This window comes from Paenibacillus sp. CB74, from assembly GCF_055687625.1.
Genome location: NZ_CM146009.1, coordinates 3,632,776 through 3,646,271, shown reverse-complemented (window position 1 = coordinate 3,646,271; position 13,496 = coordinate 3,632,776). Strand labels below are relative to the sequence as shown.

14 protein-coding genes are annotated in these 13,496 nt (G+C 46.6%); 10 read left to right on the top strand and 4 right to left on the bottom strand.

From position 1 onward, the window contains the following. The 6 genes from ACX9NY_RS16280 to clpP all read left to right on the top strand — a co-directional run bounded on the left by ACX9NY_RS16280 (position 1) and on the right by clpP (position 5,333). Complete coding sequence (locus ACX9NY_RS16280; RefSeq protein WP_091015266.1) at positions 1-1,065, top strand: sulfate/molybdate ABC transporter ATP-binding protein; 1,065 nt, start codon at positions 1-3, stop codon at positions 1,063-1,065. 25 nt (positions 1,066-1,090) lie between these two features. Further along, a complete protein-coding gene (locus ACX9NY_RS16275) occupies positions 1,091-2,158 on the top strand; it encodes a sulfate ABC transporter substrate-binding protein (protein WP_472473815.1) in 1,068 nt (355 codons plus the stop codon). Between the two features lie 157 nt (positions 2,159-2,315). Then, positions 2,316-2,762: a hypothetical protein gene (locus tag ACX9NY_RS16270; protein WP_339303536.1), complete on the top strand. Its 447-nt coding sequence runs from the start codon at positions 2,316-2,318 to the stop codon at positions 2,760-2,762. A 194-nt stretch (positions 2,763-2,956) separates the two neighbouring features. Continuing rightward, the gene (locus tag ACX9NY_RS16265; RefSeq protein ID WP_339240423.1) at positions 2,957-3,751 is read left to right on the top strand and encodes an MBL fold metallo-hydrolase; all 795 of its coding nucleotides are present in this window, start codon (positions 2,957-2,959) and stop codon (positions 3,749-3,751) included. 112 nt (positions 3,752-3,863) lie between these two features. Next, positions 3,864-4,733, top strand: coding sequence for an RNA polymerase sigma factor (locus ACX9NY_RS16260; protein WP_342572212.1), 870 nt, complete (start codon positions 3,864-3,866; stop codon positions 4,731-4,733). A gap of 18 nt (positions 4,734-4,751) precedes the next feature. Next, on the top strand, positions 4,752-5,333 hold the full coding sequence (gene clpP / locus ACX9NY_RS16255) for an ATP-dependent Clp endopeptidase proteolytic subunit ClpP (protein ID WP_017689971.1): 582 nt from the start codon (positions 4,752-4,754) through the stop codon (positions 5,331-5,333). A 56-nt stretch (positions 5,334-5,389) separates the two neighbouring features. Here the strand turns inward: clpP and ACX9NY_RS16250 are convergent, their stop codons facing one another. Continuing rightward, entirely contained in the window at positions 5,390-6,811 is a 1,422-nt protein-coding gene (locus tag ACX9NY_RS16250; RefSeq protein WP_472473812.1) for an aminotransferase-like domain-containing protein, read from the bottom strand. 121 nt (positions 6,812-6,932) lie between these two features. Here ACX9NY_RS16250 and ACX9NY_RS16245 point away from each other — a divergent pair, with 121 nt between their 5' ends. Beyond that, a complete protein-coding gene (locus tag ACX9NY_RS16245; protein WP_472473810.1) occupies positions 6,933-7,871 on the top strand; it encodes a DMT family transporter in 939 nt (312 codons plus the stop codon). Positions 7,872-8,167: 296 nt separating this feature from the next. Next, positions 8,168-8,491, top strand: coding sequence for a hypothetical protein (locus ACX9NY_RS16240; RefSeq protein ID WP_472473808.1), 324 nt, complete (start codon positions 8,168-8,170; stop codon positions 8,489-8,491). 251 nt (positions 8,492-8,742) lie between these two features. Here ACX9NY_RS16240 and ACX9NY_RS16235 read toward each other — a convergent pair whose 3' ends face one another. Further along, the gene (locus ACX9NY_RS16235) at positions 8,743-9,312 is read right to left on the bottom strand and encodes a TetR/AcrR family transcriptional regulator (RefSeq protein ID WP_339240432.1); all 570 of its coding nucleotides are present in this window, start codon (positions 9,310-9,312) and stop codon (positions 8,743-8,745) included. 156 nt (positions 9,313-9,468) lie between these two features. On the opposite strand from ACX9NY_RS16235, the gene ACX9NY_RS16230 reads away from it, so the two are divergent. Both ACX9NY_RS16230 and ACX9NY_RS16225 read left to right on the top strand, forming a co-directional pair. Beyond that, the gene (locus ACX9NY_RS16230; RefSeq protein WP_472473806.1) at positions 9,469-10,995 is read left to right on the top strand and encodes an NAD(P)/FAD-dependent oxidoreductase; all 1,527 of its coding nucleotides are present in this window, start codon (positions 9,469-9,471) and stop codon (positions 10,993-10,995) included. Positions 10,996-11,035: 40 nt separating this feature from the next. After that, complete coding sequence (locus tag ACX9NY_RS16225; RefSeq protein ID WP_339240437.1) at positions 11,036-11,215, top strand: hypothetical protein; 180 nt, start codon at positions 11,036-11,038, stop codon at positions 11,213-11,215. Positions 11,216-11,329: 114 nt separating this feature from the next. Here the strand turns inward: ACX9NY_RS16225 and ACX9NY_RS16220 are convergent, their stop codons facing one another. Both ACX9NY_RS16220 and ACX9NY_RS16215 read right to left on the bottom strand, forming a co-directional pair. After that, positions 11,330-12,133 (bottom strand): Cof-type HAD-IIB family hydrolase, encoded by an 804-nt coding sequence (locus ACX9NY_RS16220; RefSeq protein WP_192134328.1) that lies wholly within the window; start codon positions 12,131-12,133, stop codon positions 11,330-11,332. Positions 12,134-12,412: 279 nt separating this feature from the next. Beyond that, positions 12,413-13,417 carry a lipoate--protein ligase gene (locus ACX9NY_RS16215; protein WP_237176486.1) on the bottom strand — a complete coding sequence of 335 codons (1,005 nt, stop codon included), beginning with the start codon at positions 13,415-13,417 and terminating at the stop codon, positions 12,413-12,415. Positions 13,418-13,496 lie beyond the last annotated feature (79 nt).

Below are 13,496 nucleotides of genomic sequence, written 5' to 3'. Positions count from 1 at the left end.
ATGCATGTAGAAGTCCGTGATCTGAACAAACATTTCGGTGATTTTCATGCGGTAAAAGATGTCTCATTCGATATTGCCAAAGGCCATCTGATCGGTCTGCTTGGACCCAGCGGAGGCGGGAAGACTTCCATTCTGCGGATGCTTGCGGGTCTGGAGAATCCAGGTTCCGGAGAGATTCGCTTTCATGGGAAAGTCGTGAACCATCTGCCTCCACAGGAGCGTGGAATCGGATTTGTATTCCAGAACTATGCCCTGTTCAAACATATGACGGTATTTGAGAATATTGCTTTTGGACTCAAGGTCAAGAAGACACCGAAGGCCCAGATCCGTGATCGGGTTATGGAACTTGTTGAACTGACCGGGTTAAAAGGTTTCGAACAGCGCTATCCACATCAGTTGTCTGGTGGGCAGCGTCAACGTGTGGCTTTTGCCAGAGCACTCGCCCCGGAGCCGCAGCTGTTATTGCTGGACGAACCGTTCGCGGCCATTGATGCCAAAATCCGTCAGGAACTGCGTTCATGGTTACGGGAGCTCATCGAGCGAGTGGGAATCACTTCGATCTTTGTAACGCATGACCAGGATGAAGCAATTGAAGTGGCGGACGAGATCATGATTATCAGCCAGGGTCGTCTGGAACAGAAGGGCACACCTTGGGATATCTACAAAAACCCGCAGACACCGTTTGTCGCTACATTTATCGGGGAGTCTACGGTTGTGGAGGATGCTTCCCAGTTGAAAGGATTCGAACATGCCGTCGAGGGTGAACACACCAAAGCGCTAATTCGACCGGAGTATATTGAGATCGGCTTGAAAAACGAGTTCACCATGTTGTCTGCAACGGAAAAAGGTACAGTCAAACATCTTCATTTCCGCGGTAGTCAATGGATGGTAGAGGTGGATGTACAAGGGCACAAGTTAATCACCTATCGTTCCCTGGAGAAAACAACCTTGGAGATTGGTCAACAAATTCGCGTCCTTGTACACCGTGCTTACCTGTTCAATGACTCCAACAGTTGGGTGGTTGAGAACCGACTGAAGGAAGATCCGATGCCGGTGATGATTTAGATCAAGTGGAAGAAGGGGGCTGCCCATGCAGACGAGGAAGAAGAAAGTCATGCTTTTATATGTTGCCCTCATGCTTCTGCTCGTCTGCATGACCGCTGGATGCAGCAAGCAGGAGGAGTCAAGCGAACAGAACAACAAACCCGCTGGTAACGATTCATCCAATACACTGGTAATCGGTGCTTATAGTGTAGCGAAAGACGCTGTAGGCGAATTGCTGCCCAAGTTCCAGGAAGAGTGGAAGGCAAAGACCGGACAGACGATTAACTTTCAGGAGTCCTATGAAGCTTCGGGTACACAGGCAAGAGCCATCGTGGGTGGATTCGAGGCGGATGTAGCCTTGCTCGCGATGGAGAGTGATATCGACAAGCTGGTCAAAGCCGATCTGGTTAGCCCCGATTGGAAACAGACCCCTTATGAGGGCATGATCACCCGTTCGATTGTTGTTCTGGGCACAAGAGCAGGCAACCCGCTCGGAATTCATGATTTTCAGGACTTAACCAAGCCGGGAGTGAAGGTACTCTACCCTAATCCAAAGACATCCGGGGGCGCACAATGGGACATTAATGCCATTTACGGTGCCGGATTGAAACTGTCGGAGGAGCAAGAGGGGAAGAAAGATCCTGCCGAAGCCAAGGCTTTTCTCGAACAGGTACATCGTAACGTTGAGTCATTAGACAAGAGTGGGCGTTCTTCGATGGCGGCATTTGAATATGGTGTGGGTGATGTAATCGTCACATATGAAAATGAATTGCTTGCCCGGATCGCCAAAGGTGTAGATTATGACATCGTTATTCCGAAAAATACGATCCTCATTGAGAATCCGGCTGTTGTGGTGAATAAGTATGCCGACAAACATGGGAATCGTGAATTGGCTGAAGCTTTTGTCGCATATTTGCGTACACCAGAAGCCCAGCAGATTTTCGCGAAGCATGGTTTTCGTTCAGTAGACCCGGATGTATTTGCACAGACGGAGTCGACATTCCCAACACCTGAAGGGTTATTTGATATCAACTATCTGGGTGGATGGGACGAGGTACGCAGTACGCTGTACTCCAAACGTGGCGTGTGGTATCAGGTGCTTGCGGGATTATGAGTATTGCTGATGTAATCGAATAGGTAACTGAGCATGTGGATACTAAACCTTCATTTCAATGGAAGTAGAGATGAAGGTTTTTTACTGCCAATAGGATATAATAGAGGTATACTGAATCATGATTGTTACATAGTACTAACAGGAAGGCGTGAATTGGATGAGTTCAGAGATTAAATTATCCCAAAGTACAGCGATTCGACTGGAGCAGGCCCGCGGTAAGGGGATGTCCGAGGAAGATATTTTAAAAGCCATTCAAGCCAAAGACGTTTCCGCTTTTGACGCAGTGTCTGAAGAGGAATACCGATATAATGAATTTTTCTCGTATGCGGACGAGCACGGTGAAAATCTGGAGACAGCAGTGAAAGAAGGCTACCGGATTACCTTTAACACGCGTGGTGGGCTCGGAATTTGGTTGGAAAAGGCCTTTAAGGTGCAGCCAGAGAAAGACTTCACGGTGGGTGAAGGAATCGTTACCGGATTACAGTTGAAACCGGAGCAGGCAGAGGTGCTGGCGAAGCGACTTGCGTCGAACTGGGTGATTACGGAGTCGAAGGATGTACCTGCGGGTAAGGAATTGACATTGAAGCTGCGCGCACTGGTGTAGTTCGAGCATTGAATTCATATGAGTTGAACGCTCCCGAATGGAGCGAAGCACGGAGATGAAGTCTGACGGTGAACAGTCAGACCACAGACTGTCCTGAATTGCAGTGCATAACTGCTGCGGGATGGTCTTTTTTTTGCAAAAATAGAGGTGCACGATTACAATTTACATATCATGAATTCAGGGGGGAATGCAGATTGAATCAGCTAACATTTCTGGGCACTGGCGATGCGATGGGCGTTCCACGTGTGTATTGCGATTGCGAAGTGTGTACAGAGGCGAGGCTTACGGGAGAGAATAAACGGAAACGTTCCTCTGTTCTGATTGACTATGATGGCGATGGTGCGAGTGAACAATTCATGATCGACTGCGGGCCGGACTGGAGATCACAGATGGAGGATCAGGGATTGCGTATGGTGCATACGCTGCTCATCACGCATGCCCATTTTGACCATATTGGAGGATTGCCGGAATGGGCAGATGCGTGCCGCTGGTTGGGTGTAAAGGGACGTTTGTATGCACCACGTGAAGTGATATCCACCATTCAGGGACAGTTTCCCTGGTTGGGGCGTCATATGGACTTTCTGGAAACGGATGATGATATTGAACTCGGGGGATGGAAGGTGAATTCCTGGAAAGTGTGCCATGGGCATAACGGGTATTCGTACGCGTATCGGCTGGATCGGGTTGGGTATAGCTGGGCGTACTGTTCAGATGCCATTGACCTGAAGGAATCCGAGAAAGAGCCGCTACACGGATTGGATATGCTGGTGCTGGGAACAAGCTTTGTACATGAACATGCGGAATTCTCCACACGTTCCGTGTACGATATGCGCGAGGCACAGGAGCTGCTGCGGGAACTGAAACCGGGTCATACCTATTTTACACATATGTCCCATGACGTTGATGTACGCCAGAATTATAATCTGGATCAAGGCATTACGATTGCTCTTACCGGGATGAAAGTGCCGCTTGGAACCCTTCGTACTTAAAAGTGGGAGCAGGGAAAAAATGATTTTAGAAGAGCGTATCCTTTGGAGGAGGTTCTTCGTTTACATAGTGTGAGTCACAATAATCAGGAACCAGCAAAGGGGGGCCCCCGATATGGCCTTTGTGAAGTCCGTGAATTGCCGCATGAACAGACCACAAGAGGATGAACTAAAAAATAAACCTGATCTGGAATCCGGTGATATCGCCGGACATCCAGTTAACCAGGACATTCATGCCGTCTTAACCGACCTGATGGGTCCGTTATATGCGTATTGCTTATCCCTGACCAGATCTGTACCCGAGACCGAGGACTTGGTTCAGGATACCTGTCTCAAAGTATTGTCGTCCACGGCGGTGCAATCTTCCGAGACGACGAAAGAGATGAACTGGGAAGCTTATCTGATCCGAATTGCTCGCAACAGCTGGATTGATATGCTTCGGAAGCAACAGAGATTGCATTCCATATTGGATGGCTTGAAGCCTGTTATGCGAGAGTTCGCAGAGGAAGAGCATTTTGAAGAGCTAGAATCTGCTGTTCAGTTATTAATTAGTGAATTACCACCCTGGCAGCGAGCCATATATGTATTGCGTGAATTAATGGGTTATAAGGCGGCAGAGACTGCGGATATGCTGGAGACGACAGAAGGCGCTGTGAAAGCAGCATTAAGTCGTGCCCGTTCAGCCATCGCTGAGGTGAGGCACAGGTTGGAACAATCGGACGCTGAATTGCAGTATGGAGAGGGCTCAGTGGAGGACAATCAACAGGAGCTGCGCAGCTATCTGCTGGCATTCCGCACGGAAGATACCGCGCGCATCATTGATCTGTGCCTGAATCGGACCGATGATCCGATGGCTGTGGCCGGCAGCATTTTGCAGCAGACTCTGCCGTCTCCATCCATGCAGCCAGTGATGTACGGGTACGCCGCTTCCGGAACGAATGCGATGTCGTATGGAGGTGGGTACACGGTCAACATGGTTGCCTAAACCAAGGAGGCGACACACATGAATGTAGTACCCTATGTAGTGGAACAGACCGCTCGTGGTGAGCGGAGTTATGATATTTATTCACGTTTGCTCAAAGACCGAATTATTATGGTTTCCGGGGAGATTGAAGATCAGATGGCAAATGCCATTGTGGCTCAGTTGTTATTTTTGACTGCCGAGGACCCGGAGAAAGATATTCAGATGTACATTAACAGCCCTGGTGGGTCGGTGACCGCGGGATTTTCGATCTATGACACGATGCAATTCGTGAAGCCGGATATCTCCACGATCTGTACAGGTATGGCGGCAAGTTTTGGTACGATATTGTTGGTGGGTGGAACAAAAGGCAAACGTATGGCGTTGCCCAACAGTGAGATCATGATCCATCAGCCACATGGCGGTACGCGAGGGCAGGCGTCGGATATGCTGATTCATGCTAACCGCATCATTCAACATCGTCAACGTCTTAACAAGCTGTTAGCCGATCATACAGGACAGTCTATTGAGCGGATTGAGAAGGACTCAGATCGAGATTATTTCCTGACTGCTGCTGAAGCAGTCGAATATGGATTGGTGGATAAAGTCATATCCAGCTCATAACAGTAGCCCGGAGGGTCATGTGACCTTTCGGGCTTTTTTGATTTATAATTCAAACTTTACATTTCATTGGCCAGCGTAATAAGCCTGTTCATGCCTTCCCGAATCTGCTGCTCATGTGCATAAGAGAAGGACAAACGCAGCTTGCGACTGGCTGAATGATCCGAAGAATCGAATACGGTTCCGGGTACAAAGGCAACGGATTGTTCCATGCACTGGTGAAGCAGTCTTCCTGTATCCATGCCCCTCGGAAGCTCCACCCAAAAGTTAAGTCCGCCCTCGGGTCGGGTCCACGTCCAGTCTGTTTCCAGCAGATATTGTTCCATCACTTCCATACGTAGTTGGATGGCGGTCCGCAGCTTGGACAGATGCTGATGCATACGTTCTGACTGAAAATAACGGAGAAAAAGCTTCTGGTTCAGGAGAGGCGATCCGTTATCTGTCAGTGATTTTACGGCCTGTAGTCCTGGCATGAAACGCTGACGGCATATGATGGCTGCAATCCGCAGTCCGGGCGCAACATACTTGCTATAACTGCGAATGTACAAGGTGTGTCCGGTGGTGTCATAGGTGAAAATGGGTGCAGGAGGTTTCTCCTTAAAATAGATATCATAGGTGCTGTCGTCCTCGAGCAGAAAACAACCGTACTGTTCTGCAAGTTCGGGTAACTGCTTTCGCTGTTCTACTGGAACATTAATACCGGTTGGATTCTGAAAGGTCGGTGTCATATAAAAGAGGCGCGGCTTCTCACTCTTCATCAGATGTTCGATCTGCTCCAGATCATAACCCTCGGGATGAATGTCGGTGAAGATGAGCCGGGCACCTTGTTTGCGGAAAATCTCCATTGCCGGTCCATACGTAGGCCGTTCCATCAAGACCCGATCTCCGGGCTTGACCAGCGTCCGCGAGATGACGTCAATTGCTTGCTGGGCACCCGATGTAATTAACACCTCGTCTGCGGAGAGGTAGAAGCGTTCCTTGGTTGTCAGATGGCTTGCCATTGCACTACGCAATTCCAGATCTCCTTGAATCGTGGAGTACGTTCCGAGCAGACGTGGATATTGATCCAACAGATCGCGCATCAGTTCTCCCCAATACCGATTGGGAAGCAAGGCGGGATCAATCAATGATTTGGAAAACTGGAATTCGGCTTCAAGCGATTGTACATGTGCGAGGGAGTCCCAATGCAACCAGGCAGACACGGCGGGATCATCCGCCTGATCTGTTACTGAGAATGGAGTTGCTGGACTGACATAATAGCCGGACTTGTCCTTCACATAAACATTCCCGCGCTCCTTTAACTCCTGATAGGCTTTGAAAACGGTCAGACGATGTACGCCGAGCAGTTCGGACAGGCTTCGTACAGATGGCAGTTTTTCATGTTCAGCCCACTCTCCCGCTTCAATACGTACAACGAGATAATGGATGACTTGCTCATATAATTTCAGGCTGTTATCTGTCATCATCAAGGTTTTGCCCATCCGGCTCACACTCCTTTGTGAACTCTATTGTAACAGCTAATAGGCGCCAACTGTTCTGTTTTATTCATTCTGTTCTATAGACCATGAGATATGATGAAGAACAGATAAAGGAGTGGTTATCATGGTGGGGATTGCATTTACGGTTATGTGTCTTATTTTCGGTACAACGTTTCTGGCTATTAAAATTGGAGTGGAGGCAGGCATGCCGCCTTTTCTGTCAGCCGGACTGCGTTTTGTAATCGCGGGAGCGCTGATGTTTGCATGGATGTGGATGAAGGGCAAGGTGAGCTGGTCCCTACTGTTCCGCAAGGAGATGCTGTTGACGGGAGCGGGTCTGACCTTCGGCACCTTTGCCACATTATATTGGGCTGAACAGCATGTGAGCTCGGGTGTGGGTGCCATTTTGTCAGCGACAGGGCCGCTTATGATTATGTTGATGCAGACGGCACTGTTACGGCAAAAAACATCTGCTCGTATGATGGTAGGCTGCCTAATCGGGTTCACGGGTGTGGTTCTGGTTGTGCTGCCAGGTGTATCGCTTGGTGCAGGTTACCTGTTCATGTGGGGCTGTATTGCGGTATTGGTGGGGGAAGTCTGTTATTCGGCAGGTGCATTGTACTCCAAAAAGGTCATTCATCAGTTCAAGGAGGCTAGTCCTGTAGCCATTAATGCGGTGCAGATGATGTATGGGGGATTGCTGCTGACTCTGCTCTCTGCTGGAACGGAATCGTGGAATATGTCTGTTCTGGATTGGGTGCCTGCTGTCTCGTCGGTCATCTATCTGACGGTCATTGGCTCGATGGTGGGGCATAGTCTGTTCTACTGGATTATGTCGCGTACCAATCCGTTATTCCCGGCAACCTGGTTATACATCTCACCGCCCATCGCCGTTGGGCTTGGCGCTGTTGTCTATGGTGAGCATGTCAGCTGGATTACGTGGATCGGTGTGGTACTGGTCGTTTCAGGTCTGCTGGCGATGAATGAGAAGGTGAGCGGCTGGTTGAAAAAAGGAAAGCGTTCCTATTCAGTAGCTCAAACCTCCAAACCTATAGTGAAATAGGTGATGTGTAATTCTGCACACGAATGAGACCGATGATTAATGAGAAGTACAGGAGACTAAACCTTCCGTTTATATCAACGAAGATGTCGTAAACGGAAGGTTTTTTGTTCATACGATTTAAATATAAGTTATAAGAAGAAGCTGGATATGGTATAGTGTGGAGTGCGTTTAATAAAACAGAGAGGAGAAAGTTCTAGCTAGCGAGAGTTTAACCGAGCATGTAAGTTAAAATAGATTTATAGAGTTCATTAATTTGTACAAAAACAATCAGACTGGCATTGGGGAGCTGCTTTATTGTGGAAGATGAATTTCATGTAATTTCAATTATTTTAGGTTTTGTTGCTTTTTTAGTGTATCTCTTTTTTGCATTTAGTCATCGTTATCTAGCTTTTTATGGCTATTTTATCATCTGGGGTGGGCTTCTGTTTCTGAGTATTAAGCTGGATATGGATTTTTACTGGGTGAATCAGGCGGTTCCTAGTATGGTAGGGAGTATGATAGGGATGCTTTGGGGATTCTTTAGCAGTGCTGGAGAGGATGCAAGTCACTACCGGGCTGTGAAGAGGGAACAACGTGAGCGTGCCGTTAGAGCACTAGAAAAAATGGCCAATAAAAAATAAGTTCGAGAAAAGGGCAATACATAGTTAAACTAAAATAACAGACCTATACAAGTGAGTTATGGTTGTGCACGTCTGTTATTTTTATGTTTTGATCAGAAAACAGTTTGTGCTGAATGCTTTGCTTGAATCTTACTCCGCGTTCAGCACAAACTTCTCAATAGCCGAATCTCCAACTGTTTTAAAATAGGTAAAGACTAATAGTATGCAGCTCCATCTCAAAATCAGCTCTTGATTTTAGGTTGAGCTGTTTGTTATTCCAACATAATGTTCTCGTTAACCAGTTGGTAGTAGTATTCATCCATTTGTTCTGCTGTAACATTTTCTTCGAAATGTTGTATCCACCACGTCACAAGTAAACGAATTACCCCCGAGTGAAACTCGGCTACCAGTTCTATGGGAAGTGAAAATTGTTTACCTCTTCTCTTCAATTCCAGAAAATCTCTTCTGAATATCTCTCCGATAAAATGTATGAAAAAGTTGTTAAAGCTCCCATCCTTTTGTTGGTTCTGCACGATGGTCTCCAGTACATTTCCAAACAAAATTTTAGATACGCTTTGCAAAGGCTGCTGTAGTCGATCTTCTACATTCATTTGTAAATAATCCCGAAGGACCCAAGTTAGGGTGGAGGACAGTAGAGCAAATTTATCCTTAAAATGTTTGTAAAACGTGGTCCGGTGAACCATAGCTTTGTCACATATTTCATTAATCGTGATGTTGCTGAATAGCTGGCCTTTCTCGCATAACAGATCGAGTAGCGCCATTGTTAACAATTTATGAGTTCGGGTAACTCTCAAATCCACCTTTTTACCAATCATTTTCATCTACATCATTTCCTTATTGTAGTTTAGCTATATAGTATCCTGATATTGATTCTTACTTGATAGGAGATTTCGAGTGTATATTGGTATTATAAGTAATTTTTTGATATAGCTACAAGTACGGATGGATTATGATGGATTAGAGAGGATGAAGTGGCGATGTCCGACATGAAAAAAGCTGTAGTAATTGGGGCAGGTATTGCAGGGTTAATCACTGCAAGGATGTTATCTGATTATTATGATGAAGTATGTATCATTGAGCGAGATGAATTGCCTTCTGAGCCGGCGAATCGGCAGGGTGTGCCACAATCCTTTCATCCACATCGTGTATTACCGCGCGGCGGACTCATTTTGGAACATTACTTTCCCGGATACAATGATGAATTGGTCGCACTTGGCGCCATTCCTTCACAGGAAGAGAAAGTTGTGATTGCCAATCGCTACGGTACATTAGTGAATAAGGCGAATGCTGCCTCCTCATTCAAAATTGCATCGAGCAGTAGAGCCTTGCTGGAATGGGTACTGCGTCAGCGAGTCCGGAACATAGATCATATAAGCTTTTTAACGAATACAGAAGTTACGGGATTAATGGCATCAGAAGATCAGCGTTCCATTACAGGTGTGTATACCAAAGAAAGAGGCCGGGATCATCAGGAAGAAATGCTTGCAGCGGATATGGTTATAGATGCTGCGGGACGTTCTTCCAAATTAATCAGATGGCTTGGTAAGATAGGGCTGTCCGTGCCTGAGCCGGAAGTACTAAAGGTGTCTCTTGGTTACAGCACTCGCTATTATAAGATACCACCCTCTATTCAAAATAACTGGGCAACGGTCATAACAGAGTCCGATCCTGCGCAAGGAATGCGTGCAGGCATGTTGTGGCGCATTGAAAATGATATCGCTGGACTATTACTGTTTAACGCAGGAGGAGATGAATATCCTTCAACCCATCCAGATGAATTCCAAGAACAAATCAAGCTTCTGTTTGCTTCGGATGATAACATAGCGTTGATAGACCAGCTGGAGCCTTTTCAAGGACCGCGGGGATACCGTATTTCCGAATCTGTCCGTCAACATTTTGAACTCATGGAGAATTGGCCCTCCGGATTACTCGTACTTGGCGATGCATTTTGCAGCTTCGATCCGATCCATGGCCAAGGCATGACGGTCGCTGCAATTGAAGCCGAGACCATAGGGAAATGTTTGGATGAGCAGCGAATGCACCCTGAGCCACAGTTTGAACGCCAAGTACTGCATCGTATGCAGCAGGCCATTGAACCGGCCTGGTGGCTTAGTTCTGTGGCTGATCTGCGTTGGAAAGGGGTCGTACATATCGGGCCTTCCCGAATGAAAGGGGTCGCTGTTGCGCAGAAATATATCAATTTGTTCAACAAGCAGGCCATGAAAAAGGCGAGTCAGGAAAACAATAAGCATCTCTTTATTTTGCAGTTCCTGATGAATGCTTTAATTCTTCCGCCAAGAGAATTTTTTAAAGCGGACGTTCTGAATATGATCCTGAATGATAACGGTTCCGAAGAAGAATTGGAGTTAAGAGCAGAGCTTGGTGTACAGGATCCTGAGCGGTTTCAGCAAAGAATTGATGAGCTCCTTCCGTCTTTTCAGTTGGAGCCTGATGGCCGAATCAAGAAACTGCTGGAGTCTATTCAACATGCCTTGAGCAAGTAAGCAGTTTAAAAGTGGGGGGGAGTCGGGGAGGAGGCAAAACATGAAACAAATCATTCTTAATTTCTTAGCTAGCATTGTAATCTCATTCATTGTATTTTTTATTGTTTTGTTTTTTGACGATGTCCCAGATACAGATCGTGTCATCTTAGCTATGGCGATTACGATTTCACTACAGTTATCCCTGATCACCGCATTATTGCTCTCAAAACATAAAAAATAACAGAGAAAATATACCCAATATAATCTTATAAACAGCAAAATGACTTATTTTTAAACATCAAAAAAACAGCCCTGCACAGTGAAATTCACTGACCGGGCTGTTTGTTGACCTTATCTACTCTGCGTTCAATACAAACTTCTCAATAACCTCTTTTACACCGTCTTCGTTATTACTTGCCGTAATGTAGTCTGCCAGCTCTTTCAACGCAGGGATGGCATTCCCCATCGCTACGCCAAGACCAGCAACTTCAAGCATCTCATGGTCATTCCAGGAGTCGCCGATGGCAATACACTCGCTGAGCTGGTGACCAAAGTGGTCAGCCAGGAACGTAAGGGCGTGGCCTTTAGTTCCTTCATTGTGCATAATCTCAAGGAAGTAAGGTTTGGATTTGGTAATATGCACTTGTGGTCCGAGCAATTCACGCAGTTCAACAGCAACCTTATCCAAGTAGTCAGGCTCATCGATTATAAGCAGCTTCGGTGTCTTCTGTTCGATGACTTTGATGAAATCAGATTCGATATAATATTGGGTGCCGTTTAGTTTGGCATAATCACGCAGCTTGTCGTTTTCCTCACGGGCATACAGCTTGTCGTCAATGTATGTTTGAAGGTGGAGATTGTTCTCCAGGCAGTAATCATACAATTTGCGGGAAGCTTCCTGTGGAACGTAACGCTCATAAAGTACTTTTTCGTCCAGCAGGTTTTTCACCAAAGCGCCTTGATACGTAATGATCGGCACGTTAAGTCCGGTTTGACGAGCAAGCGCTTGTGCGGAAGCATAAGCACGTCCAGTCGCCAGCGTTACCGTTACACCATGGGCAACCGCTTGTTCCAGTGCAGTCTGTGTCGCAGGGGTTACTTCCTTGTTATCGTTGATCAGGGTGTCATCAATGTCAATTGCAATCAATTTGTAGGTCATCTGTGTTTCTCTCCTTTTTTATCTGTATCTATACTAACGAACGAAAAAATAAGTTTTACACGAGGCCACTCCGAATACAGATTCATCTTTCGATCGCTGTTATCCCCGGATTTTTGATTCTATTCCCCTAAGGGGAAATCCGTTGATAAGCGTATGCTTCCGATGTAGCTTTTTTTCAAAAAGCTTTAAGCGAACGCTTCGCTTCTCCCGATAAATTCTGTCTTCTCCGTTAACGTGTAATCTTAGACTTCGTTCTAAAACTATACTTCCATCTAAATTTTACTCTTCCAGGAAAACAAGGCCGATAAAGTCTTCCAGCTCCAGGTTGCCGAAGTAATGTTTTACATCCAGGCCCTCAAGTGCAGTACGCACCTCGGATTCCTCATAACGCTTGCCGCGCAGCATATTTTCGATATCCGCCACATCGCCTACACCGAAGAAGTCGCCAAAGATTTTGATATCCTCAATGCGTCCATCCTTGATGTTCATGCGCAGATCGATGATGCCGACAGGGAATTTGCGGGTGTGCTTCACATTGCTTTCCGGAGACAAGCCATAGTTCCAGTCCCAGTTGTTATAACGCTCAGCAGAAATTTCCTTGATTTTGTCCCAGTCCTTGTCAGTCAGCTTGTATTGAGGGACGTCTTGTGGCTCCATTCTGAAAATGTGACGCAAAAGCTCATCACGGAACTGCTCGATCGTCAGGTTGGTGTCAATCAGATCCCGTATGTTGGCGACCCGGCTGCGCACGGACTTAGTGCTCTTGGATTTGAATTTCTCGGGATTGACGTTCAGGGAAGCCTGAACATGCTCCAGATTCAGATCAAACATCAAGGTGCCATGACTGAACATGCGCCCACGTGTGGAAAACTGAGCGTTGCCCGAAATTTTCTTTTCGCCCACTTGCAGATCATTACGCCCGGTCAACTCGGCATTTACACCAAGCTCGTGCAAAGCTTCAACGACAGGCTGGGTAAACTTGCGGAAATTGTGGAAGGATTGACCGTCATCCGCTGTAATAAAACTGAAATTCAGGTTGCCCAGATCGTGATATACCGCTCCGCCGCCGGAAAGACGACGAACCACCTGCACACCGTTATCCTGAACGTACTCGATATTAATTTCTTCAATTGTATTTTGGTGCTTTCCGATGATGATCGACGGACGGTTGATGTAGAACAGCAGATAGCTGTCATCCTCCATCGGCAGATGCTTCAGAATGTACTCCTCAATGGCAAGGTTTACAGAAGGATCTGTAATGCCCTGGTTGTCTACAAACAGCATGGTCATTCCTCCATTAATGTATGTGAGGGATTGCTAGTCCCTTATGTAGTGAACCTTGGATATCAAACGGAACCGAAAT

Coding starts and splice junctions, on each gene's coding strand:
- ACX9NY_RS16280 (WP_091015266.1), top strand. CDS start 1: ATGCATGTAGAAGTCCGTGATCTGAACAAACATTTCGGTGATTTTCAT.
- ACX9NY_RS16275 (WP_472473815.1), top strand. CDS start 1,091: ATGCAGACGAGGAAGAAGAAAGTCATGCTTTTATATGTTGCCCTCATG.
- ACX9NY_RS16270 (WP_339303536.1), top strand. CDS start 2,316: ATGAGTTCAGAGATTAAATTATCCCAAAGTACAGCGATTCGACTGGAG.
- ACX9NY_RS16260 (WP_342572212.1), top strand. CDS start 3,864: ATGGCCTTTGTGAAGTCCGTGAATTGCCGCATGAACAGACCACAAGAG.
- clpP (WP_017689971.1), top strand. CDS start 4,752: ATGAATGTAGTACCCTATGTAGTGGAACAGACCGCTCGTGGTGAGCGG.
- ACX9NY_RS16250 (WP_472473812.1), bottom strand. CDS start 6,811: ATGGGCAAAACCTTGATGATGACAGATAACAGCCTGAAATTATATGAG.
- ACX9NY_RS16245 (WP_472473810.1), top strand. CDS start 6,933: ATGGTGGGGATTGCATTTACGGTTATGTGTCTTATTTTCGGTACAACG.
- ACX9NY_RS16235 (WP_339240432.1), bottom strand. CDS start 9,312: ATGAAAATGATTGGTAAAAAGGTGGATTTGAGAGTTACCCGAACTCAT.
- ACX9NY_RS16230 (WP_472473806.1), top strand. CDS start 9,469: ATGTCCGACATGAAAAAAGCTGTAGTAATTGGGGCAGGTATTGCAGGG.
- ACX9NY_RS16225 (WP_339240437.1), top strand. CDS start 11,036: ATGAAACAAATCATTCTTAATTTCTTAGCTAGCATTGTAATCTCATTC.
- ACX9NY_RS16220 (WP_192134328.1), bottom strand. CDS start 12,133: ATGACCTACAAATTGATTGCAATTGACATTGATGACACCCTGATCAAC.
- ACX9NY_RS16215 (WP_237176486.1), bottom strand. CDS start 13,417: ATGCTGTTTGTAGACAACCAGGGCATTACAGATCCTTCTGTAAACCTT.